We start from the raw sequence: 25953 nt of genomic DNA, 5'->3' as shown, positions 1-25953 counted from the left end.
ATGCGCCGACTTGTGTCATTCAGGTTGTTGAGAGGAATTTTGTGTCTACAAGTAAACGCGATTATTACGAGGTCCTTGGAGTTGCCAAAGGCGCAAGCGATGAGGAGCTAAAAAAAGCTTATCGAAAAATGGCGATGAAGCATCATCCTGATCGCAACCCCGATAGCAAAACAGCGGAAGCGCAATTTAAAGAAGTTAAAGAAGCTTACGAAACTTTAACGGATCCAAATAAGCGCGCTACATATGATCAGTATGGTCATGCTGGCCTTGATCAATCAGGTGGTTTTGGTAGCGGTGGCGGTGGCTTTGGCGGTGGCGGTTTTGCTGACGCTTTTGGCGATATCTTTGGCGATATTTTTGGACAAGGTGGCGGACGTCAGTCAGGACCGCAGGTCTATAAAGGTGCCGATTTACGTTACAACATGGAGATCACTCTTGAGCAAGCTGCCGAGGGTTACACGACTCAAATTCGGGTGCCAAGCTGGAGCAATTGCAAGCCGTGTCATGGCACTGGCGCTGAACCTGGTAGCAAAGCCGAGAGATGCACTACTTGCGGCGGTCATGGCCAAGTCCGTGTCCAGCAAGGCTTTTTCTCAATGCAACAAACTTGCCCCAAGTGTCGTGGCACTGGTGAGTACATTCCAAAACCATGCAAGACTTGTCATGGCAGCGGTAAACATAAAGAACAAAAAACACTTGAAATTAAAATCCCTGTGGGTATTGATGATGGTATGCGCGTGCGCTCGGTTGGAAATGGCGAGCCCGGCGTCAATGGTGGACCATCCGGCGATCTTTATGTAGAGGTGAGAGTAAAACCCCATAAGGTATTTGAGCGTGATGGCAGTGATTTACATGTCCAAATGCCGATCTCGTTTGCAACTGCAACGATTGGTGGAGATATAGAAGTTCCAACGCTTTCAGGGCGGGTTGAGTTTCCGATTCCTGAGGGTACGCAAACTGGAAAAACATTCCGCTTGCGTAACAAGGGTATCAAAGGTTTGCGCTCGACTATCGTGGGCGATCTCTTCGTTCACGTTGCGATCGAGACTCCAGTCAAGTTAACTGATGAACAGAGAAAATTACTGCAGAGCTTTGACGATAGCCTGAAATCGGGTGGCGATAAACATAACCCCCATCAAAAGGGTTGGTTCGACGGCGTCAAGAGCTTTTTTAGTTAACTAGTAGTTTGAACTTATCCAGCAAAGCCGTGTTCGGGTCCGGGGAACTTTCCGGATTTCACTTCTCGAACATAGGCTTTGACTGCCGCCTCAATTGAGGCGTGCCCATCCATAAAGTTTTTAACAAACTTTGGCGGCTTTCCAGGGCTGATACCCAACATATCTTGCAGCACCAATACTTGGCCAGAGCAATTTGCGCCTGCACCAATTCCAATGGTGGGGATAGAAAGTGACTCGGTAATGAGCTTGCCCAATGAGGATGGAATGGCTTCGAGCACAATCATTTGTGCGCCAGCTTGCTCGCACGCTATTGCCTGCTCAAGCATCAGGCTTGCAGCATCTTTGGATTTACCTTGAACTTTATAGCCACCCAGGATGTGAACGGACTGAGGTAATAAACCTAAGTGCGCACAAACAGGAACACTACGTTCTACTAAATACTGAATGATGCCAACTTGCCAATCACCACCTTCCAGTTTGACCATATCTGCACCTGCGCGCATGAGTTCTGCTGCTGAATCTAAGGCTTGAACAGGATCGCCATAGCTGGCAAAAGGCAGATCAGCAATGATGAAGGCGTGAGAGTTGGCGCGGGCCACACATTCGGTGTGATATGCCACTTGCTCAACGGTTACCGGAGTGGTGCTGGAGTGACCTTGAATCACATTCCCTAATGAGTCTCCAATCAGGATGGTGTCTACTCCGCTGCGATTTAACAAGGCTGACATGGTTGAATCGTATGCTGTCAGCATCGTAATTTTTTCACCCTCAGCACGCATGGCGAGGAGTTTAGAAATCGTCATTGGCTTATCGCCTTGTAAGTAACCCATGGCGTGAGTTTAATGAATTAATGCGCTGATTGGCTATAAACCTGTTTTTCACCGCAATTACAGTTGCGACAAGAGAGTTTTTCAATGCGCTGATCGGCTACATCAGGTAAATACGCCTTGAGTTCGCCCAGATTCGGCAAAAAGAAATCTGGAGCAATTTCCAGTAAAGGAAGCAGAACAAAGGAGCGTTCAATCATTCTGGGGTGAGGGATGGTGAGTTCTGTGTCCGTTTGAGATACGCCCTCAAAGGACAGGATATCGAGATCAATTGTGCGGGGTGCATTTGCATAGGGACGCTCGCGGCCAAATTCTTGTTCGACTGCTTGGCAGACATGCAAAAGGCCATACGGACTTAATTGCGTTTCAATTTCAATCACAGAGTTGATATAGTCGCCCCCGGTAGCTTGAAAGGGCGCACTTTGGTAAAAACAGCTTTTAGCTAGTATTTGGAGCTCACAACGCTGTGCGAGGCACACAATCGCATCAGTAATAAGCTGACGCGTGTCACCGACATTTCCACCAAATCCAATAAAAGCTCGAGCCATGCTCATTCCAAACGAGAGAAGGGTACACAAAGACTACTGAAACTACTTTACTGAATTTTTCTCAAGTCTGCTTAGTCCGCTGCACTTTCGGTAGGTTCGGCCACTTTGGCTTTTCTACGGCGACGTCGTTTTGTTGGGGAGGCGCTATTGCCAGTCTCGTTTTTAACGCTCGCCATCAGGGCTTCTTGCCCAGTCGGGTCAGTTTCAATAAAACTGGTCCACCATTCGCCTAGGGCTGGATTCTTTTCTCCTGTGGCACAGCGCAGGAGCATAAAGTCATAACCCGCTCTAAAGCGTGGAGATTCAATGAGGCGATAGGGGTAGCGTCCAACACGCTTTTCAAAGCGGGGTTGCATTGACCAGATTTCCCGCATATCGCTCTCGAAGCGACGCTGAATCACCATGCCACTGCTTTGACTGGCAATCGTCTCATCCATCGCATCATGCAGTGCAGGAATATTGGAAATCCCTTTGGCAATATTCTTTTTCCAGTTGCCTAGTAGATCTGGCCAGAGCAAAGTCGCGAACAAGAATCCGGCCGAAACACTTTTGCCGGATTGAATACGTTGGTCAGTATTGGCAAGGGCAATACGAACAAAATCATTCGCTTCTTTAGAGTCTGCACTCTGATCTAAGATGTGATCAAGTAAAGGCAAGAGGCCGTGGTGTAAACCTGCATCCTTTAAACCTTGAATCGCAGCCCATGAATAACCAGACATGAGTAGCTTGAGAATTTCATCAAAGAGGCGAGCCGATGGAACATCATGAATTAGCTTACCTAACTTAGCGATGGGCGCGCGTGTTGCAACATCCAATGTAAAGCCTGTCTTAGCAGCAAAACGAATGGCGCGCAGCATACGAATAGGGTCTTCACGATAGCGCTTCGCTGGGTCACCAATCATGCGCAAGGTTTTCTTCTGCATGTCAGCCATACCGCCGTGATAGTCGAGTACGGTTTCAGTAGCGGGGTCGTAGTACATCGCATTGATGCTGAAATCTCTGCGTGCAGCATCTTCATGCTGACTACCCCAGACGTTATCGCGCAAGATGCGGCCATTTTCTGCCACATGCTCGCCAGCGTTCTCTAATAGGGCTCTAAAGGTGGATACCTCAATAATTTCCGGTTGGCCTTTGCCGAAGAAAGTGACATGCACAATCTGAAAGCGACGACCAATGAGGCGTGCTTTACGAAAAAGTTTTTGCACTTGCTCTGGGGTGGCATTCGTTGCTACATCGAAGTCCTTAGGACCAATGCCCAAAGCTAAATCTCGTACGGCGCCACCCACAATAAAAGCATCATAGCCGGCCTGCTGCAAAGTCTGAGTTACCTTCACGGCATTTTTCGAAAGTAAGTCTGGGTCAATGCGGTGAGTTTTTTTAGGAACTCTTTTCGGCGCACCAGAGGTATGGGCTGCAGTATGTCGGATCATGGGATCACGACGCAAAATACGTTTAATAAATTTGGTAATCATGCAAACAGTTCAAGTATGGGCCAGTGACGTTTTAAGGCTTCATCACGTAGGCGAGCATCTGGATTAGTAGCAACAGGATTGCTCACTTTCTCCAGGAGAGGTAAATCATTCATCGAGTCTGAATAAAAATAACTTTGTGGCAATTCATCGAATGCGATCTTTTGAGTAGCGAGCCAATCATGCACTCGTTGAATTTTTCCTTCCCGAAAACTCGGGATTCCCTTAACCTCACCCGTGAAATCAGCGAAAGGCTGATCCCCCACAGTGGCAGGTTCTGTAGCGACAAGATGTTCAATCCCAAAACTTTCTACGATGGGGCGAGTAACAAAGCTATTGGTTGCAGTTACAACGCAGCAAAGATCGCCAGCATCTTGGTGACGCTTCACCAGATCAAGCGCCTGTTGACGAAGCTGGCCAGTAATGACTTCTTGCATGAAGGCGTCATGCCATTCTTTAAGCTGAGCGCGGGAATGTTCGGAGAGTGGCTTTAATGCAAAGCGAAGAAACTCTTGAATATTCAGCTTTCCATCCTTGTAATCTTGATAAAAGCGTTCATTCTGCTCCGCATAGTATTTGCTATCGACTACACCAATGCGTGCCAAGAATTGACCCCATTCGTAATCGCTATCGCAGGGGAGAAGAGTGTGATCTAAATCGAACAGTGCTAATTGAGTCATTAATATTTATTTAGGCTGCAAGAGCTCTCTAACGAGGGGCAATGTAACAGCACGTTTTGTTTCTAGTGAGTAAGCATCTAAGGCATCAATCAAGGCCATCAGGCTGGGCATGTCGCGATAAAAGCGATTGAGCAACCAAGGCAATACATCTGACGATAAAACCAAGCCGCGCGCTTGTGCTGCTTGTTGTAAGGCTTCTATTTTCTCATCATCGCCCAAAAGATGAGTTTGAAAGATCAAACCCCATCCCAGGCGGGTGCGCAGGTCTTCGCGAAGTTTTAATGCGCCAGGAGCGGCGTTACCTGCCATGAAAATATGAATTGCTTTACTACCCTGAATGGCATTCAGAATCCGAAATAAGGAGGCTACCAGGCGCTCATCCAGTCGATCCACGTCATCAACCGTAATAACTGAGGGCGTATCGCTGATGCACAGGGCAGGCAGGCCCTCCTCGAGACTCACCCAGGAAATGGGTTCACTGGGAGTCAGGTGGAAGCATTTCAAATCTAATTGCTGAGCAGCATTGCCAATTGCACCGAGTAAATGGGTGCGACCAGAGCCTTCGGGGCCCCACCAATAGATCCAGCGTTGATTAAGAGGATTCTCACTAGCTAATCTTGGAGCATGCGCTTCCCAGGATTTGGCTACAGCCAGCAAGGTAGAGTGCAGCGCTAGATTTTCCCCGGCTAAAAAATTACTCAAGCTGGGTTTAGGTGTGTGACCGATGTCGAGAGCAAACTGTCTTGGTAGTGAGGGGCTATTCATTGCTGCAGTAATTTACTTTTGGTACCACGGACTTTGGGTGTAGCGTGTCCAGCCATATTGCAAAAGTACTAAACCCACAGCGCTGATGGGTAATGCAAGTAGTACGCCAAAGAAACCAAATAACTTTCCAAATAACAATAAGGCAAAGAGCACGGCAACGGGGTGTAGGCCAATTCGCTCACCTACGAGACGTGGCGTCAGAAAGAAGCCTTCAATGAATTGACCCAGTCCATACAGTACTAGAACGCCGATAATTGCACCGCCAGGGCCAAACTGCAGAAGGGCTGCAAGGACGGCTAGAGTAAAGCCTAGAGTAATGCCGATGTAGGGAATCACAATCATGAGCGCAGTGAAGACGCCTAGAGCCGCTGCACCCTGCACTCCAATGACACTTAACCCTACACTGTAAAAGACGGACATGATCGAAATCACAATCAACATACCCCGGAGGTATTGCGAGAGTAAGCCATCAGCGTGCATTGCGAGGTGGTGAATTGTCTCTTGTGCGCGGACTGGAACAATCGTTCTAATGAGTTTGAAAAGATGGTCCCAGTCGATCAATAAATAAAACATCACAAACAAGATCAGAACCGCATTAACGAATCCTGCAATCACCGAGCTACCTGACATCAGTACAGTCTCCAAGGTGGAGGACATTAGCGCATCAGAGTTGTCGTTGAGGTGCGTAGTAATTTTTTGGGTAGCGCTGGATTTGAGCGTGCCCCAATCCACATCAATATGAAATTCACTCAACTTAGGCTCGAGCCAGGCTTGCGTGTTTTGGATCCAAGTCGGAAATTGCGCCTTAATTAGCGGGATTTCGGTTTTCAGGAGGGTAATAAAGAGGGTCAGTATTGAAAATATGACTACCAAGCCAATAATCATGGCAATCCCAGCGGCCGCTGCGCGGGGTAGGCTACGCCTCTCAAGCCACAAGCAAACTGGGCGTAAGGCGTAAGCCAGAATAAATGCAGTCAGAAAAGGGGTAAAAATTTCAGCCATCGTCCTCGAATCCTCTAGAATTCAATGATTCTACCGACCAAGTAGCGTTTCTTACTAATCTTCTATCTCTGCCATGAACTCATCTACCAATTCTTCCTCAAAAGGCCTCTCCTACCGTGACGCAGGTGTCGATATCGATGCTGGGGATGACTTGGTGGATCGCATTAAGCCTTTGGCCAAGAAAACCATGCGGGAAGGCGTGCTGGCTGGGATTGGTGGCTTTGGTGCCCTGTTTGAGGTCCCAAAACGCTACAAAGAGCCAGTGTTGGTATCCGGTACTGATGGGGTTGGTACAAAGCTCAGATTGGCCTTTGAGTGGAATCGTCACGATACGATCGGCCAGGATTTGGTGGCGATGAGCGTGAATGACATTTTGGTCCAGGGCGCTGAACCCCTCTTTTTCTTAGATTACTTCGCTTGCGGCAAGCTCACTGTGGATACTGCGGCTACTGTCGTTGGTGGAATAGCACAAGGTTGTGAGTTATCTGGTTGCGCACTCATCGGCGGTGAAACTGCTGAGATGCCCGGTATGTATCCTCCTGGTGAATATGATTTAGCCGGCTTTGCTGTTGGTGCGGTTGAAAAATCCAAAATTATTACTGGTGCAACGATTGCCCCGGGCGATGTCGTGTTGGCGATAGCTTCGAGCGGCGCACACTCCAATGGTTATTCGCTAGTTCGTAAAATTATTGAGCGTGCTGGAGCTAAGCCAACTGATGACTTGGGTGGCCGACCTTTGGGTGATGTAGTCATGGCCCCTACACAAATTTATGTGAAGCCTTTGCTCAAGTTGATTGGAGAGATCAATGTAAAGGGTATGGCTCACATCACTGGTGGCGGTTTAGTGGACAACGTTCCACGCGTACTTCCAGAAAATACTCAAGCTGTACTGCATCGCGATAGCTGGCAAATGCCAGAACTCTTCCGCTGGTTGCAGATGAAGGGTGGCGTGGCCGATGCAGAAATGGTGCGTGTATTTAACTGCGGTATTGGTATGGTGGTAATTGTGTCTACTGACCAGGCAGATGTTGCAATTCAATCTCTCAAGGCTGAAGGTTTACATGCTTGGACGGTTGGCGAGGTCGTAGAGCGTCCTGCTGGCGCGCCACAAACTATCGTTATTTAATGCGCGGTAAAAGCCTATTTATCTATCTAGGTTTTGCTTGCAATACTCCAGGGCTAGGTTTAATTCAGTTGGGTTGAACGGGTCAAACGTTTTTCGTCCAGCGATTGCGCGCAACCAAGTTAATTGCCGTTTACCAAGCTGCCGAGTAGCGGCTAATGCCTTGTAGCGCATTTCGGCTTGATCTACTTCACCAGATAAATATTCCCAGACTTGTCGATAGCCGACCGAGCGAATAGCAGGTAGATCGCCATGCAAGCCTGGATTTTTTCTCAACCGCTCAACTTCTTCTAATAATCCTCCGGTGAGCATTTCATCAAAGCGCTTTTCTAAGTTCTGATGTAGGCGGGAGCGATCGCTGGGCTCTAATGAAATGAGATCAATCCATTCTGGAATAGTCGATCCTTCTCGACCATCTTCGCTTGGTGAATCTGCCAGTAGTTCTGACATAGGCTTACCCGTAATTTCATAAACCTCTAAGGCACGTTGTACTCGTTGAGAATCATTGGGCTGTAAACGCGCGGCAGTCATAGGGTCCACTTTCGCTAATTCAGTGTGCATCGCAGGCCAGCCAATTGCCTTACCTTGCTCATCGAGGCGGGCGCGGATTTCTGGATCTGCAGGCGGTAGGGATGAGAGGCCATATGCCCAAGCCCGCCAGTACAACATCGTGCCACCCACTACCACGGGAATATTTCCACGCGCTCGAATTTCTTCGCTTAGCCGTTTGGCATCATTTGCGAAGCGCGCGGCTGAATAGGATTCGGTGGGCTCCAAGATATCAATTAGGTGATGCTGAACGGCAGCTTGCTCGGCCACAGTGGGCTTAGCGCTGCCAATATCCAAGCCGCGATAGACCAGCGCAGAGTCCATGCTGATTAACTCTACGGTTTGACCTCGGGATTTGGCATGCTCAGCCAATGCCATTGCGAGATGGGTTTTGCCTGCGCCCGTGGGGCCAACAATACAGAGTATGGGTGGCTGATGAGGTGAATGCGTAGGCTGAATGTGAGGTTCAGTTTGCATACCGCATTATAAGAATGAAATGTCGCAATCTGTATTGTTAGCCTGTTAATATCCTTGCAACAAATAGATGGAGCACGATTTGATCGATACCTTATTGCAGTTGGGTGACTTGCTATTGCACATTGATCGTCATTTAGACGTGGTGATTCAGCAATACGGCTACTGGGCTTATGGCTTGCTCTTTGCCATCGTATTTGCTGAGACTGGTTTAGTGGTAGCCCCCTTCTTGCCTGGGGATTCATTATTGTTTATTGCTGGAGCCTATTGCGCTACCGAGCACTTTAATCTGTGGACACTCTGTATTGGATTATTGATTGCCGCAATTGCTGGTAATACAGTGAACTACTTTATCGGTCGCTGGATTGGCGAACGAATTTTTAGCAGCGAATCACGTTGGATCGATCAGGCAGCTTTGCGAAAAACCCATTCTTTTTATGAGAAGCACGGCGGCAAGACCATCATCGTGGCACGCTTTTTGCCGATCATTCGTACCTTTGCACCATTTGTTGCTGGTGTTTCCGCAATGAACTTCTCTCGCTTCCAGTTTTTCAATGTGACTGGCGCACTCTTGTGGGTCTTTGGTTTAGTGATTGCTGGCTACTTCTTCGGAAATATCCCCATCATTCGCCAAAACCTCAATGTGATCGTATTGATTGGCATTGGTGCAGCAGCTATTCCAATTGTGTTGGCTGCTATCTATAAATTATTTCAAGGTAAAAAGAAATAAGGTCGCCCAATAGGGCTGCTTAGTGCAGTTTGGTTTGACTCTCTAGCGTAGCGATGTGCTCACGAATATCTGCCGCATCTTCTGCGCCAGGCATTTCGCTTAAGTAGTGATGCAGATCAGCTATCGCAGGTCGCACATACTCTAGTTGTGCAAAGATCAAGCCGCGATCACGAACCTCTTCAGCTGAGTCTGGCAACAAAATCACAAGACGCTCTTGAATACCCAGCAAACGTTCCCAGCGCTCATTTTCTGAATAAATCATTTTGAGATTTCTCATGAAGCGCGAGAGAATTTCTCGAGAACTAGAGGCTCGCAAGAAAATATTGAGTGGCAGACTGAGCTCACCCCGATAACCTTTGGCATCAAGATAGGGATCGAGCATTTCTTGTAACTGATTTTTGGAAAGGGATTCGCCATTCAGAGGATCCATGATGATTTCGCCTTGTTGCAAAGAAATGCGCATCATGAAGTGGTTTGGAAAAGATACTCCGCGAATATTCAAGCCAATTTGCTGTCCAAGCTCCATCATTAAGACCGCCAATGAGATTGGAATGCCGCGTCGACTCTCAATGATCTGGTGGAGGTAAGAATTCTCGGGCGCGTAAAAATCATTCTGGTTTGGGCCAAACCCTAGCTCGTTATAGAAAACATGTTTGAGCAACTGCAGGCGCTGCATCGGTGGTGTATCTGGAGTAATGCGCTGCTTAATTTTGTTACCCCATTGATCTATCTGATCAAGTACGCCCTGAACATCGAGATCTGGGTAGGCATGTTGTGCAACTGCGACCGCCGCCTCGGTTAAGGGGAAGTGCTCGTCTTCAGCTACGAGGGATGTGAAATAGTCTAATTGTTGTGTAGGCATAAGATCTATTTTGCATGACGCAGGAATTTTTGCCAGCGGATGCCGACAAGCCATAAAGCTGAGAAATACACCACAGCGGCAGCGGCTAGCCAGGCAGCCAGCAGTCCAACTCGACTCCAGGGGCTAGATTGCAGTGCAATCCAATTATGTGCAGTGGCGGCGTAATACAAGAGGAGCGCAAAAGGGATTAAGGCAAGCAATAACTGCCCCAAATACTTTAACCATGCGAAGCTAGGTAGTGCGCCAAGTCGATGCAGACCTACCCAGAGTAGTGCGGCATTTAAGCAGGCGCCTGCGCCAACCGACAGCGCAAGGCCGGCATGTCCCAACCAGGGAACAAAAACTAAATTGGCTAGTTGGGTTGCCACTAAAACTAGTAAGCCAATTTTTACTGGTGTACGGATATCTTGGCGGGAATAAAAGCCAGGAGCTAAGATCTTCACCAGAATGAGGCCAATCAGTCCAACGCCATAAGCTGCCAGAGCACGCTGTGTCATCAAGACGTCTAATGCTGTGAACTTGCCGTAGTGATACAAAACTGCTGCTAGCGGCTCGCCAAAAATAAAGAGGGCAATCGCACAAGGCGCTGCCAGTAAAAAGGTGAGTTGTAAGCCCCAAATTAAAAGCTCACCCGCATGTACCAAATCATTTTTTGCGTTTGCTTTACTTAGGCTCGGTAGTAAGACTGTTCCCAGCGCTACCCCCAAAAGTGCTGTTGGAAACTCCATGAGGCGATCAGCATAGGACAGCCAAGATACGCTACCTGTTTGTAGGCGAGAGGCAATATTAGTATTAATGATCAGAGAAATTTGGGCGACTGAAACCGCAAACACGGCAGGCCCCATTAATTTCATGACACGACGGGCATCCGGATTTTGAACTGCTGCTTTAATTGCACCTGGGAGAAGTCCCACCCTGGGGAGTAAGCCCAAATGCGCGAGAGCCGGAACTTGAATGGCCAGTTGTAATACGCCGCCTAGCAGTACGCCGATACTCAGGGCGTAAATGGGTTGATCTAAGTGGGGTGCTAAAAAGATGGCGCTGCCAATCAGGGCCAAATTGAGTAAAACTGGCGTAAATGCTGGAATGGCAAAGCGGCCAAAGGTATTGAGGATTCCCGCAGAGAGGGAAACCATCGAAATAAGCCCAATGTAAGGGAACATGATTCTGGTCATCACGACACTCGCATCGTAGGCTGGACCACCCTCAAAGCCTGTAGCAATCGCCAGAATCAACAAGGGCGCGCCCACAACTCCAAGGAGTACCGTGAGCAGCAAGGCCCAAAATAAGAGCGTAGCGACCGCGTTTACGAGGATTTGGGACTGTTTTACATCTCCCTTGCTCGAGATTTCTCCCAAAATGGGGACAAATGCCTGAGAAAAGGCGCCCTCGGCAAAGAGTCTGCGGAGCAAATTGGGTAGTCTGAAGGCCACATTAAAGGCATCAGTCCACTCGGAGGCCCCAAAACTACGGGCAATCAGGGTTTCCCGGAGTAGTCCGGTAATCCTGGAGAGCATGGTGAGGGAGCTGACCTTAGCGGCAGCTGAAAGCAGATTCATGGGCTAATTTTCCCCTATTTATCAAGCGGCTGGGCTTTTTTAGTCCTTTAATGTAAAATCTTGGGTTTTGGTGAGTCAGCTTACAAATTTGGCGAACCCACACAGAATTTTAGTTAACCGTATTTTGTAATTTTTATATAGCAAGGTTTAAAGATGGCCAATACCGCACAAGCGCGTAAACGCGCACGGCAGGCAGTAAAACAGAATGAGCACAACTCTAGCTTGCGTTCAAAGCTCCGCACTTCCATCAAGGCAGTTCGTAAAGCAATTGAAACTGGCGATAAGGATGCTGCTGCTAAAGTATTCGCAGCAACTCAGTCCACAATCGACAAGATTGCTGACAAAAAGATTGCTCACAAAAATACTGCATCACGTCAGAAGTCACGTTTGTCTGCAGCCATTAAGGCGATGGCAGCGTAAGACTTTTATAGATTTAGGCAGACTTTAGAGTAATCTGAGTCTAAGCCCGCTCCTTATCAGAGCGGGTTTTTGTTTTTAGGGCTGAGAATGCGACTTCGGTTCGAATTCACAGGCTTCTTCGATTGGCAGACAGTTGTCTTTGGCGAAGTTCATGACAAAGTCGAGCGCTCTTGGATCGAGATCTCTTAGCCTAGTGTCAATAACGACACATGTTACGTTTGCAATAACCACTGGTGTGGCATAGGGTGAGTAAGTGAAGCGGGGATCGCCAGAGTCGCCTGGCGGGCGAAATGTGGCCATCACTCCGCAAAGACGTTCGGCCCAGTCACTAGGGCGAAAAGGTTTGCCAGCGTTTGTAATGCCTTGAATGAAAAGCTTTTTGTGGTTCAAGTTGGCGTAGAAATCGTAGTAAGGAATCGGTGTTACTTAGACCTTAGCTTAACAGTCTGCGAAGGCTCTAAGATGACTTTAGTAACTATTTTCGTGCAGTTCGATGCCCCAAACAAAAAATGCAAGCTAAACCTTTTGTAGAAAGCTCAACAATGACATCTTTGGCAAAGCCCCAAGTGCCCGGCCAGGTTAAGCATTACTTGCAGTTTGCTGACCTGACGCGCGAAGAATACGACTATCTCCTCAAGCGCTCTGCTTGGCTTAAGACCAAGTTCAAAAGTTACGAGACTTGGCATCCCTTGCACGATCGTACTTTAGCGATGATCTTTGAGAAGCATTCGACTCGTACCCGCCTTTCGTTTGAGGCGGGTATACACCAGCTTGGCGGCCATGCTGTATACCTAAATACTCGAGATACCCAGTTAGGCCGTGGCGAGCCTGTAGAGGATGCTGCGCAGGTGATTTCTAGGATGACAGACATCATCATGATCCGTACCTTTGGCCAAGAGATTATTGAGCGCTTCGCAGCAAATTCTCGTGTGCCCGTGATCAATGGCCTTACTAATGAATACCATCCTTGCCAAGTATTGGCTGATATCTTTACTTTTGTAGAGGCACGCGGCCCGATTCAGGGTAAAACGGTCGCTTGGGTAGGGGATGCCAACAATATGGCGTACACCTGGATTCAGGCGGCGGAATGTTTGGATTTCCAAATTCGTTTCTCCGCTCCTGGCGGTTATCAGTTGGATGATTCCAGATTGACTCCGAAAGCTTTAAGGCACCTGACGATTTGCGCTGATCCAAAAGATGCCTGTAAGGGCGCTGACTTAGTTACTACCGATGTATGGACTAGCATGGGTTACGAGGATGAAAATACTTCTCGTATGGCTGCTTTTAAAGACTGGATGGTCGATGAAGAGTTAATGGCATTGGCAAAACCAGAAGCTTTATTTATGCATTGCTTGCCAGCGCATCGTGGTGAAGAGGTTTCTGCAGAAGTGATTGATGGTCCTCAAAGCATCGTTTGGGAAGAGGCTGAAAATCGTTTACATGTTCAAAAGGCCTTGATGGAGTATTTACTCTGCGGCCGTTTGGACTAAGTATTGAAGTAATTTATCTTTGTTAGTTATTAGTTAATTTTTTGATTGAATAGAAATCATGTCTGATATTAAAAAAGTAGTTCTAGCGTATTCCGGTGGTCTTGATACCAGTGTGATTCTTAAATGGCTTCAAGATACTTATCAATGTGAGATCGTTACTTTCACAGCGGATTTAGGTCAGGGTGAAGAGCTGGAGCCAGCACGGGCTAAGGCTCTACAGTTTGGCATCAAGCCAGAAAATATCTTTATCGACGACTTGCGTGAAGAGTTCGTGCGTGACTTTGTGTTCCCCATGTTCCGCGCTAATACGATTTACGAAGGTGAGTACCTTTTAGGTACCTCCATCGCACGTCCGTTAATTGCTAAGCGTCAAATTGGAATCGCGCGTGCGACTGGTGCTGACTCTGTATCGCATGGCGCTACTGGTAAAGGTAATGACCAAGTACGTTTTGAGTTGGGCTACTACGCACTCGAGCCAGGAATTAAGGTCATTGCACCATGGCGCGAGTGGGATTTACTCTCCCGTGAGAAATTGATGGCCTATGCAGAAAAGCATGGCATCCCAGTAGAGATGAAGCATAAGCAGGGCGGCTCACCTTATTCAATGGATGCTAACTTATTGCACATCAGCTACGAAGGTCGTCATCTCGAGAACCCAAATGCTGAAGCAGAAGAATCGATGTGGCGTTGGACGGTATCTCCTGAAAAGGCTCCAGACGCAGCAGAGATTATTGAAATTGAATTCCGTGCTGGTGATCCAGTGGCGATTAATGGCAAGGCTTACAAGCCACATGAGCTATTAGCCGAACTCAATCGCATTGGTGGCATGCACGGCATTGGTCGTCTTGACTTAGTTGAGAACCGCTTTGTAGGCATGAAGAGCCGTGGCTGTTATGAAACCCCTGGCGGCACTATCTTGTTAAAAGCACACCGCGGTATTGAGAGTATTACTTTGGACCGTGAAGTAGCTCACCTCAAAGATGACCTAATGCCACGTTACGCAAGCTTAATCTACAACGGTCTGTGGTGGGCGCCAGAGCGTCTGGCTCTACAGACCTTAATCGATCACACGCAGCAAATGGTGAATGGTGTTGTACGTTTGAAGCTCTACAAAGGATCTGTCTCTGTGATCTCGCGCGATTCAGCGAATACTTTGTTTGATCAGACTATCGCTACCTTTGATGATGATGGCGGCGCATACAACCAGGCTGATGCTGGTGGATTTATTAAGCTCAATGCCTTACGTATGCGGATTGCTGAAATTGCAAGACGTAAGCGCGCGAAATAATTTAGATAAATAACAAACTAGTAATTCGGATTAGAAAGAATAAAGATGCAATTTGATCAAGTTTCTGTAGGCAAAAAAGCCAATGTATTTTTCGATGGTAAATGTGTATCCCATGCCGTGACCCTGCCAAACGGTGTTCGTAAATCTGTTGGCGTAGTACTGCCAAGCACTTTACGTTTCGACCTGAGCACCAAAGAAATCATGGAAGTAGTTGATGGCAATGCGTTTGTCAGCATTAACGGTGCCCCAGAAGTGGAGTTCAAAGCGGGTCAAAGCTGGGAAGTAGAAAAGGGCGGTTATTTCATTATTCGTGCCGAGTCTCCAGTGCACTACGTTTGCCACTTTGAATAAAGTCCTTTGGCTAAGAGTAGAAAAACCACCTACGGGTGGTTTTTTCATGTGGATCGGTGTACAAAAGAGAGCATGAAGCTAGTACAAATAACCTTTTTTATTGGGATCGCGTTCTCTAATTTAGTGAGTGCGCAGATTTTTGATGTCCCGTACAAGGATGACCCACCAACAAGAACGCTACTGATACCGACACCAAAGGCAAAGGCAGTAGTTTTATTGTTTCCCGGTGGTGGTGGCATGTTGCGTCTTCAGGATGATGGATCTAGTACTAACTTCCATACTTTCGTGCGCTCAAAGAATTTATGGGCTCAATACGGAATAGATGCCATATTGGTTGATACGCCCTATGATTTAGGGGGCGGAATGAGAAACTCCAGATCTATTAGAAATCACCAGCAAAGAATCTTGAATGTTGTGCGCTATTACAAAGAGAAGCTCAATTTACCTATTTGGATTTTTGGTCACAGCATGGGGACTGTGAGTGTTACAGAGTTTGCGAATGGTGGAAAAGATCAGGCGGCATTAATTTCTGGAGTTATTGTTGCCGGTACCTATCGCTCGGCCTCCATTGACTCGGATGTCACTATGCCAGTACAAGCCATTCATCATGTGGATGACGGCTGTGCAAGCACTCCTTTTTCTACCTCAGAGGGAATTATTAAAAATAGACCCAGCAAATCTCCATCCCAGTTTATTGCGATGGAGGGCGGTGTGAGCGAGGGTGATGTATGTGGCTCAAAGGCATACCACGGCTTTAATGAAAAGGAGCCTGAATTTATTAAGGCCGCAGCGCAATTTATCTTAAAGAACTAGATGCTCTACCTTTTAGGTAATCCCTGAATGACCGTGCCTGGCACGATGACTCTCTCGGAGAACCACTGTTTATTCATCTCAAGTGCATAACGCACTGCTGCCTTAGGGCAGTGGTTGTTGGTGGTCTCCGCTTGCATCTCTTCGATATTCACGATCTTGCCGTCATCAGCAATGAACGCAATCGATAAGGGAATCTTGGTGTTGTTCATCCAGAAGCAATGCCCTGCTTTTTGCTCAAAGATAAAAAGCATGCCAGAGTTCGTAGGCATACTGGTGCGATTCATAAGTCCGACCTCGCGAGCCTTGGGTGTATCGGCTAACTCGGCCTGAATACGATAGATGCCTGTCTTTAGTTCAATTATTGGCAAGCCTACATTCTGCTGTGCAAAAGTAGTGCTTGAAAATATGCCAGCAATCACCGTCAGTGAAAAGATGAATTGTTTGATGTTGTGTGAGCGCATGGTGTTTTGATTAGTGGGTGTGAACTGATTCTAAGGCAGGGCTGGCAAGACAAGAAAATGTAGGCGAAAAAAAACCCAGGAACAAGTCCTGGGTTTTAGTAATGATCTAAAGCAGATTAAGCTGCTTGGATATTAGTAGCTTGCTTGCCCTTAGGACCTTGGGTAATGTCAAACGTTACCTTTTGGTTTTCCTTGAGTGTTTTAAACCCAGGCATTGTGATTGCGCTGAAATGCGCAAACAACTCTTCTTCACCATCATCAGGTTTGATAAAGCCAAAACCTTTTGCATCATTGAACCACTTAACAATTCCGGTCGCCATGCGAACTCCATTACATAAACTTAAAACAACCGTGATGAGGGTGAATACTTTTTAATCAGTCTCGCTCTACAACACGCCTAAATAGGACTTCAAATAAAGCCTACCCCCTGATTGTTTGCCCTTTATGGTGGGGTGTCAAGGGGGTGGGTAAATATAGTTACTCTTTAACCCCCCTTTTTTTATCGAAAAATGCCCCAATATAGTGTTTAAGGCCCTTTCTTGATGGTTTTTTTGCAACAAAGCTTTCAAATCCTAATTTTTATATCTGTGTTTAGAATGTTTCATATGAGTCGTACAACGAAAAATCCAACGGTTGGCAATCCAAACAACCCCCACATTGAAGACACCATTCTTCTCGAAAAACAGGCCGAGAAACTAAAGTCGCCTTCGATGTATAAAGTTTTATTATTGAATGACGACTACACGCCAATGGAATTTGTGGTGATGGTCATTCAGGAGTATTTTAATAAGGATCATGAGACAGCTACACGGATCATGTTGCAGGTTCATTTAGTTGGTAAAGGCATTTGCGGTTTATTTACACGTGATGTTGCAGCAACAAAAGTGCATCAAGTTATCGAGCTCTCCCGCGAAGCGGGTCACCCACTACAGTGCACTATGGAGGAAGCATGATTGCCCAGGAATTAGAAGTAAGTTTGCACATGGCGTTTGTTGATGCGCGAGCTTCAAGACATGAATTTATTACGGTGGAGCATTTGCTCGCCGCCTTACTAGACAATGCAACCGCGGTGGAGGTTTTAAAAGCCTGCGCTGTCAATATTGCTGAGCTTCGTGCCCAGCTCAAAAATTTTATTAACGACAACACGCCTGTGGTTCCGGGTAACGATGAAGTTGATACCCAGCCAACCCTGGGTTTTCAGCGAGTGATCCAGCGCGCCATCATGCACGTGCAATCTACTTCAAATGGGAAGAAGGAAGTTACCGGAGCAAATGTGCTCGTAGCTATCTTTGGTGAAAAAGATTCTCATGCGGTGTATTTCTTGCAACAGCAAGGCGTTACTCGTTTGGATGTGGTGAACTTTATTAGCCACGGTGTACGTAAAGATCAAACTGAGAGTGTGAAGCCTGCTGAGGCTGCCCAAGAGACCGAGGATGCATCGTCTGGTGGCAAGGAGAGCCCCTTAGAGCAATACACCCAGAACCTCAATGTATTGGCTAAGCAGGGCAAGATTGATCCGCTGATTGGCCGCGATAGTGAGGTTGAGCGTGTGATTCAGGTGCTGTGCCGTCGCCGTAAAAATAATCCGCTATTGGTAGGTGAGGCAGGCGTGGGTAAGACCGCGATTGCTGAAGGCTTAGCCTGGAGAATTGTGAAGGGTGATGTCCCTGAGATCTTGGCTGACGCCACAGTCTATTCATTAGATATGGGCGCGCTATTGGCGGGCACTAAGTACCGCGGAGATTTTGAGCAACGCTTGAAGAGTGTTCTGAAGTCTTTAAAAGATAGCGCCCATGGTGTTTTATTTATCGATGAAATTCACACCTTAATTGGTGCGGGTGCTGCATCGGGCGGTACATTGGATGCAAGCAATTTATTAAAGCCTGCGCTATCCAATGGCCAACTTAAGTGTATCGGTGCAACCACCTTTACTGAGTACCGCGGCATTTTTGAGAAAGATGCAGCGCTGTCACGTCGTTTCCAGAAGGTGGATGTGGTTGAGCCAACTGTCGATCAGACCGTGCAAATTTTGCGTGGCTTAAAGTCACGCTTCGAAGAGCATCACGGTGTTAAGTACGCCTCCGCTGCATTAGTAGCCGCAGCTGAATTATCTTCACGCTACATTAATGATCGCCATTTGCCAGACAAAGCAATTGATGTGATTGATGAGGCGGGTGCAGCGCAACGTATTTTGCCTAAGTCCAAACAGAAGAAAACTATTGGTCGCCCAGAGATCGAAGAGATCGTTGCAAAAATCGCCCGTATACCGCCACAATCTGTCACGGTGGACGATCGTAGCAAGCTTCAAACCTTAGATCGGGATATTAAGAGTGTGGTGTTCGGTCAAGATCCTGCCATTGAGGCTCTAGCGAGCGCAATTAAGATGACACGTGCCGGTCTTGGCAAAATCGATAGACCAATTGGTTCATTCTTATTCTCTGGCCCAACTGGTGTGGGTAAGACAGAGGTTGCGAAGCAGCTTGCTTACATATTAGGGATCGAGCTCCTGCGCTTTGATATGTCTGAGTACATGGAGCGTCATGCTGTCAGTCGCTTAATTGGTGCGCCTCCAGGATATGTAGGCTTTGATCAAGGTGGCTTACTCACTGAGGCTGTTAATAAGAAGCCACATTGCGTTCTCTTGCTTGACGAGGTTGAAAAAGCCCATCCAGATATTTTCAATATTCTCTTGCAGGTCATGGATCATGGCACTCTCACGGATAACAATGGTCGCAAGACTGACTTCCGTAATGTCATCATCATCATGACAACGAATGCCGGTGCTGAAGCAATGCAGAAGTCCACCATCGGCTTTACTAATGCGCGTGAGTCTGGTGATGAGATGGCGGATATTAAGAAGTTCTTTACGCCAGAGTTCCGTAACCGCTTAGATGCGATTGTTTCCTTCAAGGCGCTTGATGAGACCATCATCATGCGTGTGGTAGACAAGTTCTTGATGCAGTTAGAAGAGCAACTCCATGAGAAGAAGGTGGATGCTACATTTAGCCCAGCATTGCGTGCCCATTTAGCTAAGCATGGATTTGATCCACTCATGGGCGCAAGACCAATGCAACGCATCATTCAAGATACGGTGCGCAAAGCACTTGCTGATGAATTGCTATTTGGCAAGCTGGCGCAAGGCGGTCATGTGGATGTCGACATTGATGCTGATGGCAAAGTTCAGCTTCAGTTTGATGCTCCAGTAGTTCCGGGTAAACGTCCTAAAGTTGATGCAGCTCCGGTTGAGGAGATTTAAGGAAAATAAAAAAACCACCTACGGGTGGTTTTTTTATTTAGTACGACCGAAACATCTAAATCAGCCACGACCTGTACTGCCAAACCCACCAGCCCCACGACTACTCTCAGTAAACTCCTCAACGACTTTGAGTTCTACTTGTTGTACTGGCATCACTACCAGTTGCGCTAAGCGCTCCATGGGCTCTAATTTGAATGCTGTAGATCCACGATTCCACGTGCTCACCATCAGTTGGCCTTGGTAATCCGAATCGATTAATCCCACTAAATTTCCGAGAACGATTCCATGCTTATGGCCAAGACCAGAACGCGGCAGGATAAATGCAGCATAGCGTGGATCTTCTACATAAATCGCTAAACCTGTTGGTACAAGGATCGTTTGTCCAGGAGCAATTTCAATTGCTTCATCAATACAGGCGCGCAGATCTAATCCAGCACTACCAGGAGTTCCATATGCGGGTAATTGGTCCCGCATACGCTCATCGAGAATTTTGACTTGAAGTTGTTGCATGGGATTTCCTAAAACTGGGTTTGAGTATTATATTTTTTTGGCAACTAGTTGAATGAGCTGACGTGCAAGCTGGAGTTTTTCAGCTTTGGCCATTTTTTTGCTACCACTCTCATCAACGATGAGGAGTTGATTGAGGTCGCTACCAAAGGTATCTGGGCCAATATTGCCGATGACCATCGGAATGGCTTTGCGTTTACGCTTTTCTTCCGCATGCTTTTGGAGCTCAGTAGACTCAGCTGCAAAGCCAACACAGTAGGGGTATGGCTTCCCACCTTTAGTTTTAACCATTTTTGCTACATCAGCAAGAATATCGGGGTTGGCGACAAATTCTAAATTTGGAGCTTGCTTACCTTGGCGCTTGATCTTTTCTTTGGCTAGCTTTGCAATACCCCAATCAGCTACTGCAGCTACTGCAAAGAAAATATCGTAGTCAGTCGATTGCATAGTGGCTGCATGCATTTCTTTGGCGCTGACCACATTAGTGCGGGTAATTTTTCCTGTTGCCTCTAATGGTGTGCTGAGATCGCACGGACCTGCCACTAAGTGCACTTCTGCGCCAGCCTCAAGAGCTGCCCGGGCAATAGCAAAGCCCATCTTGCCTGAGCTACGGTTAGTGATGCCACGCACTGGATCAATGGCTTCAAAAGTCGGTCCAGCTGTAATAAGAACGCATTTGCCGAGGAGCGGCTTCTTCTGAAAGAAAGCAATCAGTTGCTCGGTGATCTCTGCTGGCTCGAGCATGCGCCCAAAGCCGACTTCACCACATGCTTGGAATCCGCTTGCAGGACCAAGTAATGTGACCTTGTCAGCAATGAGCCGTTCTGCACTTCTTTGTGTGGCCGCATGCTCCCACATTTGCTTGTTCATGGCAGGAGCCATGAGAAGCGGGCAATCTCTTGCTAGGCACAAGGTGCTGAGTAAATCATCGGCCAATCCAAGTGAAAGTTTAGCCATCAGATCTGCACTGGCAGGTGCAATCAAAATCGCATCGGCAGCTCTAGAGAGTTCAATATGCGCCATGTTGTTAGGAATGCTGCTATCCCATTGGTTGGTGTATACGGGATTGCCCGTGAGTGCTTGCATAGTGACAGGTGTCACAAATTGCTGCGCGGCTTCTGTCATCACTACTTGGACGCTGGCACCTTCTTGTATCAACTGACGTGCTAGCTCTGCAGACTTGTAGGCCGCAATGCCACCAGAAATGCCGAGAACGATTTTCTTATTTAAAAGTGATTGCATGGCGTCAGCTTACTGGGGTTGCGAGGTTTTGCCAAATGACTTCCGTAACTCACCCCAAATAATGAGGGCTGCACCGATACAAATAGCACTATCAGCAATATTGAAGGCTGGCCAATGCCAATTAGCGTAATGCAGGTCAATAAAGTCCACTACCGCGCCATACATGATGCGGTCTAAGACGTTGCCTAGTGCGCCGCCTAGAATGAGGCTGAGGGCCCAGCACAGCATTTTGTCACCCAAGCTCTTTCGTAGTAGCCACAGAATATAAGCCGATGCCGCTAAGCCCAGGACTGTAAAGAACCAACGTTGCCAACCAGAGCCCTGAGCTAAAAATGAGAATGCTGCTCCTGGGTTAAACAGTAACAACCAGTTCATGAATGGCAAAACAGGTTCAGGCATACCTAACTGCAAGTTACTTAAGGCAGACCATTTACTCAGTTGGTCTAGTAAGAGCGTAATGATTGCAATTGCTAGATAACGGAGAAAAGAGAGTTTTGTGCTCATGATGTGGTTGTGATCTTTTTACTATATTGCTTATGCAAATAGGCGAGATTCACCGCTTCCAAAAAGATTGCTAATGCAGCGACCACATAACTCTGAATGTTCAGCATTCGCACCAATATCTTGAGTGTGGTGCCAGCAGCGACCACACTTCTTATATTGACTGCCGCGAACAAGTACTTCAAGGCCTGCATTACTGAGCTCTAGTTTGGCGCTAGAAGTAATGGTGACAAAGCGCAGGTCATCTTCAAGAGAATGTAGAATTGCAAAATCAACATCACCTACTTTGATAGTCAGCTCAGCTTGCAGGGATGAACCTACATTGCCAGCTTCACGCTCAATCTCAATGGCTTTAGTGACCTCGGAGCGGATTTCTCGAACACGATTCCATTTGGCCAGGAGCTCAGTAGCATGAGCGATTTCTGGGAAAGTGCCGAACTCTTCCATGAAGATAGACTCTTTGGCTTTTTCATCCGCACCATGTGGGAATGACAACCAGGCTTCCTCAGCAGTAAAGGAGAGGAAAGGGGCTAACCATTTGAGCAGGTTGCGAGTGATATGAAATAGAGCACTCTGTGCTGCGCGACGTTCTTTGGAGTCCGGGGCACTTGTGTAGAGACGGTCTTTCAGGATGTCTAAGTAGAAGCCGCCTAAATCTTCTGAGCAGAAAGTCAGCATACGCGCTACGGCCGGCTGGAACTCATAAGCTTTGTAGTGCGCTTGGACATCTTGCTGCAACTGATTGGCTAGTGCAACAGCGTAGCGATCAATTTCTAGCCATTCGCTTGCAGGCATCGCATGCTTGCTTGGATCAAAGTCAGATAGGTTGGCTAACAAAAAACGCAATGTATTGCGAATACGGCGATAGCTTTCAACTACACGTTTCAGAATTTCATCAGAGATCGTCATCTCGCCAGAGTAGTCAGTAGAAGCTACCCACAAACGAATAATCTCTGCACCCAACTTATCAGCAACTTGTTGCGGGGCAATCACGTTGCCTACCGACTTACTCATCTTGCGGCCTTGGCCATCAACGGTAAAGCCGTGTGTCAACAGCGCCTTGTAAGGCGGCTTACCATCGAGCATAGCGCCTGTAAGCAGGGAAGAGTGGAACCAGCCGCGATGTTGATCCGAGCCTTCTAGATATAGGTCAGCTAATCGACCATCTGCATTTTCAGCTTCAGGGCGATAGAGTTCAGCGCGATGCGAGCCACGAATGACGTGCCAATGCGTAGTACCTGAATCAAACCACACATCTAAGGTGTCACGATTCTTTTCATATTGAGTCGCTTCTTCACCCAGTAGTTCGGCTACTTCTAGTTTTTGCCAAGCTTCAATACCTTCTTTTTCAACACGCTTCGCAATTTCTTCGAGCAATTCAACGGTGCGAGGATGTGGCTCGCCACTTTCCTTGTGAACAAAGAAAGCCATGGGTACGCCCCATTGGCGTTGACGTGACAAAGTCCAGTCAGGACGGTTGGCAATCATGCTGTTTAAGCGTTGCTTGCCCCACGCAGGGAAAAACTCGGTATTCTCAATACCCGCTAATGCAGTCTCGCGCAAACTTGCACTGCCATCAGAGGGTTTCTTATCCATGCTTGCAAACCACTGTGAGGTTGCACGATAAATAATCGGCGACTTGTGACGCCAGCAATGCATGTAAGAGTGGGTATAGGTCTTGTCTCGCAAGAGGCTGCCTGCTTCACGCATAGCCTCAACAATCTTCGGATTGGCTTTCCAGATATATTCATTGGCAAAGAGTGGGAGCCAAGAGGCGTAGACACCATTACCCATGACTGGATTCAAGATATCTTTATCTGCGAGCTTATTTGCTTTGCAAGACTTAAAGTCTTCCTCACCATAGGCGGGTGCAGAGTGCACGACGCCAGTACCTGTGTCGAGTGTGACGTACTCAGCAGGGTAGATTGGTGAAAGTCGCTTATAACCTTCATGCAGTGGAGCTAGCGGATGCCAGAAAGAAATATTGGCTAACTGACTACCCAGACAAGTGGCAATGACCTTGCCCTCGAGACCAAAATCTTCCAAACAAGTTTCTACGCGGTCTTCTGCCAGGATGAGTAACTTGTCACCAGTGTCGACCAAAGCGTAGCTGAGTTCAGGGTGAACATTCAATGCTTGATTAGAAGGAATGGTCCAAGGTGTGGTTGTCCAGATCACAATCATTCCAGGCTTAGCTGGGATCTCAGATAAGCCAAATGCTTTTGCCAGTTGTGGACGCTGCGCATCATCAAAAGCAAATCCCACATCTACTGTTGGATCAGTTTTGTCCTGGTATTCGACTTCAGCTTCTGCCAGTGCGGAGCCGCAGTCGAAACACCAGTTCACTGGTTTTAGGCCGCGGAAAACATAACCCTTTCCCCAGATCTTCCCAAGCGCACGAATCTCATCGGCCTCATTGCGAAAGTTCATGGTGAGGTAGGGGTTGTTCCAATCACCCAAAACACCTAAGCGCTCAAAGTCAACTTTTTGCTTATCTACCTGAACTTTTGCATACGCACGTGCTTTAGCTTGTACTTCAGCCGTCGGCAGATTTTTGCCAAACTGCTTTTCAATCTGAATCTCAATCGGCATACCGTGGCAATCCCAGCCTGGAACGTAGGCAGAGTCAAAGCCCATTAACCAGCGGGACTTCACGATCATGTCTTTGAGAATCTTATTTACCGCATGGCCAATATGAATGTCGCCGTTTGCATAAGGGGGACCATCATGCAAAATGAACTTCGGTTGATTGGCATGCGCTGCACGAATCTTTTCGTAGAGTTTATTTTTCTGCCACTGTGTAACCCATTGCGGTTCGCGCTTCGGCAAATCTCCCCTCATCGGAAACGGTGTTTCTAGAAGATTAACGGGATAAGAGTTTTCTTTTTCAGACATAAGATTTTTTCTGGAAATAATTTCTGGCATGCTCTGCATCAGATGCAATCGCTTTGGTAAGTGTATCGAGATCGGAGTACTTCGCCTCATCCCGAATTTTTTCTAAGAGCTCCACGGTAATAATTTTTCCGTAGACATCGGCGTTGTAATCAAAGATATGAGTCTCAAGCAATACCCGACCTTCATCTTCTACTGTCGGCCTCACGCCTAGACTTGCTACCGCAGGCAGTGGCTTATCTCCAAGGCCTAATACCTGTGCAGTAAAGATGCCAGAGCATGCGGGCTTGCGATGATGTAGATGATTGGCAACGGCGAGATTCAGTGTGGGAAAGCCTAAAGTGCGACCCAGCTTTTGCCCATGAATGACGTGGCCAGAGATACCGTAAGGTCGACCTAGTAATTTGCTAGCTTGATCCATATCCCCATTTGCCAAGGCATCGCGCAATGCTGAGCTAGAAATTCTTTCGCCATCTTCTTGCACGGTATGAATACTAGAAACTTCAAAACCAAACTGTTCGCCAGCGGCTTTCAGACTTACAAAGTTGCCCGCACGTTTGGCGCCATAACAAAAGTCATCACCAATCAAAATCCATTTGGCATTGAGCTGCTTCACAATAATCTCAGAAACAAATTCTTCTGGAGTGAGGCGAGCAAATGCGGAATTAAAGTGTTCCACTACTATGCGATCGACACCAATGTCGGCAAAGGCAGCAAGCTTGTCGCGCAAATTTAGAATTCGTGGCGGCGCTTGTTCTGGAGAAAAGAATTCTTTAGGGTGCGGTTCGAAAGTCATAACGCAGCTAACTAAACCGCGTGCTTGCGCGCCATCCTTCAGCTCCTTGAGCAGGGCGTGATGACCCCTGTGCACGCCATCGAAATTACCGATGGTTAAGGCACAAGCCGGTCCTGCAGAAAACTGGGTAGGGCCACGGAATACGTTCACTAAATCACTTTCAAGGTCGC

The 25953-nt window shown here is 47.4% G+C and carries 27 protein-coding genes; 10 read left to right on the top strand and 17 right to left on the bottom strand.

What is annotated here, in order from left to right; genetic code table 11:
* Positions 1-41 precede the first annotated feature (41 nt).
* Entirely contained in the window at positions 42-1178 is a 1137-nt protein-coding gene (gene dnaJ / locus FD977_RS09180; protein WP_215305189.1) for a molecular chaperone DnaJ, read from the top strand.
* Between the two features lie 14 nt (positions 1179-1192).
* Here dnaJ and panB read toward each other — a convergent pair whose 3' ends face one another.
* From panB to FD977_RS09150, 6 genes are all read right to left on the bottom strand, one after another.
* Entirely contained in the window at positions 1193-2008 is an 816-nt protein-coding gene (panB, locus tag FD977_RS09175; RefSeq protein ID WP_215305187.1) for a 3-methyl-2-oxobutanoate hydroxymethyltransferase, read from the bottom strand.
* Positions 2009-2025: 17 nt separating this feature from the next.
* The gene (gene folK, locus FD977_RS09170; protein ID WP_215305185.1) at positions 2026-2553 is read right to left on the bottom strand and encodes a 2-amino-4-hydroxy-6-hydroxymethyldihydropteridine diphosphokinase; all 528 of its coding nucleotides are present in this window, start codon (positions 2551-2553) and stop codon (positions 2026-2028) included.
* Between the two features lie 71 nt (positions 2554-2624).
* On the bottom strand, positions 2625-4025 hold the full coding sequence (gene pcnB / locus FD977_RS09165) for a polynucleotide adenylyltransferase PcnB (protein ID WP_215305183.1): 1401 nt from the start codon (positions 4023-4025) through the stop codon (positions 2625-2627).
* Positions 4022-4702, bottom strand: coding sequence for an HAD family phosphatase (locus FD977_RS09160; RefSeq protein WP_215305181.1), 681 nt, complete (start codon positions 4700-4702; stop codon positions 4022-4024). Before FD977_RS09160 ends, pcnB begins: the two co-directional genes overlap by 4 nt.
* A gap of 6 nt (positions 4703-4708) precedes the next feature.
* Positions 4709-5467 (bottom strand): DnaA regulatory inactivator Hda, encoded by a 759-nt coding sequence (gene hda / locus FD977_RS09155; RefSeq protein WP_215305179.1) that lies wholly within the window; start codon positions 5465-5467, stop codon positions 4709-4711.
* Between the two features lie 12 nt (positions 5468-5479).
* Positions 5480-6469, bottom strand: a complete 990-nt coding sequence (locus FD977_RS09150) for an AI-2E family transporter (protein WP_215305178.1) — start codon at positions 6467-6469, stop codon at positions 5480-5482.
* 73 nt (positions 6470-6542) lie between these two features.
* Between FD977_RS09150 and purM the strand changes: the two genes are divergently transcribed.
* Complete coding sequence (purM, locus tag FD977_RS09145) at positions 6543-7595, top strand: phosphoribosylformylglycinamidine cyclo-ligase (RefSeq protein WP_215305176.1); 1053 nt, start codon at positions 6543-6545, stop codon at positions 7593-7595.
* An 18-nt stretch (positions 7596-7613) separates the two neighbouring features.
* On the opposite strand, the gene miaA is transcribed toward purM, so the two are convergent.
* Positions 7614-8618 carry a tRNA (adenosine(37)-N6)-dimethylallyltransferase MiaA gene (gene miaA / locus FD977_RS09140; protein WP_215305174.1) on the bottom strand — a complete coding sequence of 335 codons (1005 nt, stop codon included), beginning with the start codon at positions 8616-8618 and terminating at the stop codon, positions 7614-7616.
* Positions 8619-8685: 67 nt separating this feature from the next.
* Between miaA and FD977_RS09135 the strand changes: the two genes are divergently transcribed.
* Entirely contained in the window at positions 8686-9345 is a 660-nt protein-coding gene (locus FD977_RS09135; RefSeq protein ID WP_215305172.1) for a DedA family protein, read from the top strand.
* Positions 9346-9364: 19 nt separating this feature from the next.
* Here FD977_RS09135 and FD977_RS09130 read toward each other — a convergent pair whose 3' ends face one another.
* Together FD977_RS09130 and murJ are read right to left on the bottom strand one after the other, a co-directional pair.
* Positions 9365-10207 (bottom strand): SirB1 family protein, encoded by an 843-nt coding sequence (locus FD977_RS09130; RefSeq protein ID WP_215305170.1) that lies wholly within the window; start codon positions 10205-10207, stop codon positions 9365-9367.
* A 5-nt stretch (positions 10208-10212) separates the two neighbouring features.
* A complete protein-coding gene (gene murJ / locus FD977_RS09125; RefSeq protein ID WP_215305168.1) occupies positions 10213-11766 on the bottom strand; it encodes a murein biosynthesis integral membrane protein MurJ in 1554 nt (517 codons plus the stop codon).
* Positions 11767-11919: 153 nt separating this feature from the next.
* Here murJ and rpsT point away from each other — a divergent pair, with 153 nt between their 5' ends.
* Positions 11920-12186, top strand: coding sequence for a 30S ribosomal protein S20 (gene rpsT / locus FD977_RS09120; protein WP_046330744.1), 267 nt, complete (start codon positions 11920-11922; stop codon positions 12184-12186).
* 75 nt (positions 12187-12261) lie between these two features.
* Here the strand turns inward: rpsT and FD977_RS09115 are convergent, their stop codons facing one another.
* Positions 12262-12576, bottom strand: a complete 315-nt coding sequence (locus tag FD977_RS09115) for a DUF3579 domain-containing protein (protein ID WP_215305166.1) — start codon at positions 12574-12576, stop codon at positions 12262-12264.
* A gap of 152 nt (positions 12577-12728) precedes the next feature.
* Here FD977_RS09115 and argF point away from each other — a divergent pair, with 152 nt between their 5' ends.
* The 4 genes from argF (at position 12729) to FD977_RS09095 (ending at position 16128) form a co-directional block, all read left to right on the top strand.
* Complete coding sequence (gene argF, locus FD977_RS09110; protein ID WP_215305164.1) at positions 12729-13676, top strand: ornithine carbamoyltransferase; 948 nt, start codon at positions 12729-12731, stop codon at positions 13674-13676.
* Positions 13677-13734: 58 nt separating this feature from the next.
* Positions 13735-14964 (top strand): argininosuccinate synthase, encoded by a 1230-nt coding sequence (locus tag FD977_RS09105; RefSeq protein WP_215305162.1) that lies wholly within the window; start codon positions 13735-13737, stop codon positions 14962-14964.
* A 45-nt stretch (positions 14965-15009) separates the two neighbouring features.
* On the top strand, positions 15010-15315 hold the full coding sequence (locus tag FD977_RS09100; protein WP_215305160.1) for a pyrimidine/purine nucleoside phosphorylase: 306 nt from the start codon (positions 15010-15012) through the stop codon (positions 15313-15315).
* Positions 15316-15387: 72 nt separating this feature from the next.
* Complete coding sequence (locus FD977_RS09095) at positions 15388-16128, top strand: hypothetical protein (RefSeq protein ID WP_215305159.1); 741 nt, start codon at positions 15388-15390, stop codon at positions 16126-16128.
* Between the two features lie 5 nt (positions 16129-16133).
* Here the strand turns inward: FD977_RS09095 and FD977_RS09090 are convergent, their stop codons facing one another.
* Both FD977_RS09090 and FD977_RS09085 read right to left on the bottom strand, forming a co-directional pair.
* On the bottom strand, positions 16134-16589 hold the full coding sequence (locus tag FD977_RS09090) for a DUF192 domain-containing protein (protein ID WP_215305157.1): 456 nt from the start codon (positions 16587-16589) through the stop codon (positions 16134-16136).
* Between the two features lie 116 nt (positions 16590-16705).
* Positions 16706-16909, bottom strand: coding sequence for a cold-shock protein (locus tag FD977_RS09085; protein ID WP_011903586.1), 204 nt, complete (start codon positions 16907-16909; stop codon positions 16706-16708).
* A gap of 276 nt (positions 16910-17185) precedes the next feature.
* On the opposite strand from FD977_RS09085, the gene clpS reads away from it, so the two are divergent.
* The gene (clpS, locus tag FD977_RS09080; protein WP_046331280.1) at positions 17186-17542 is read left to right on the top strand and encodes an ATP-dependent Clp protease adapter ClpS; all 357 of its coding nucleotides are present in this window, start codon (positions 17186-17188) and stop codon (positions 17540-17542) included.
* Positions 17539-19845: an ATP-dependent Clp protease ATP-binding subunit ClpA gene (gene clpA / locus FD977_RS09075; RefSeq protein ID WP_215305155.1), complete on the top strand. Its 2307-nt coding sequence runs from the start codon at positions 17539-17541 to the stop codon at positions 19843-19845. The genes clpS and clpA overlap by 4 nt, the downstream gene beginning before the upstream one ends.
* A gap of 60 nt (positions 19846-19905) precedes the next feature.
* On the opposite strand, the gene dut is transcribed toward clpA, so the two are convergent.
* From dut to FD977_RS09050, 5 genes are read right to left on the bottom strand one after another with little or no spacing between them, the layout of a single operon-like run.
* Entirely contained in the window at positions 19906-20355 is a 450-nt protein-coding gene (gene dut / locus FD977_RS09070) for a dUTP diphosphatase (RefSeq protein WP_215305153.1), read from the bottom strand.
* 27 nt (positions 20356-20382) lie between these two features.
* On the bottom strand, positions 20383-21594 hold the full coding sequence (gene coaBC / locus FD977_RS09065) for a bifunctional phosphopantothenoylcysteine decarboxylase/phosphopantothenate--cysteine ligase CoaBC (protein ID WP_215305152.1): 1212 nt from the start codon (positions 21592-21594) through the stop codon (positions 20383-20385).
* Between the two features lie 9 nt (positions 21595-21603).
* Entirely contained in the window at positions 21604-22098 is a 495-nt protein-coding gene (lspA, locus tag FD977_RS09060; protein WP_215305150.1) for a signal peptidase II, read from the bottom strand.
* A 30-nt stretch (positions 22099-22128) separates the two neighbouring features.
* The gene (gene ileS / locus FD977_RS09055) at positions 22129-24990 is read right to left on the bottom strand and encodes an isoleucine--tRNA ligase (protein ID WP_215305148.1); all 2862 of its coding nucleotides are present in this window, start codon (positions 24988-24990) and stop codon (positions 22129-22131) included.
* On the bottom strand, positions 24983-25933 hold the full coding sequence (locus tag FD977_RS09050) for a bifunctional riboflavin kinase/FAD synthetase (protein ID WP_215305146.1): 951 nt from the start codon (positions 25931-25933) through the stop codon (positions 24983-24985). The genes ileS and FD977_RS09050 overlap by 8 nt, the downstream gene beginning before the upstream one ends.
* Positions 25934-25953: the final 20 nt, after the last annotated feature.

This window comes from Polynucleobacter sp. AP-Elch-400A-B2 (genome assembly GCF_018688355.1).
In the GTDB taxonomy this organism is placed as follows: Bacteria; Pseudomonadota; Gammaproteobacteria; order Burkholderiales; family Burkholderiaceae; genus Polynucleobacter.
This window is presented reverse-complemented; position numbering and strand designations above follow the sequence as displayed.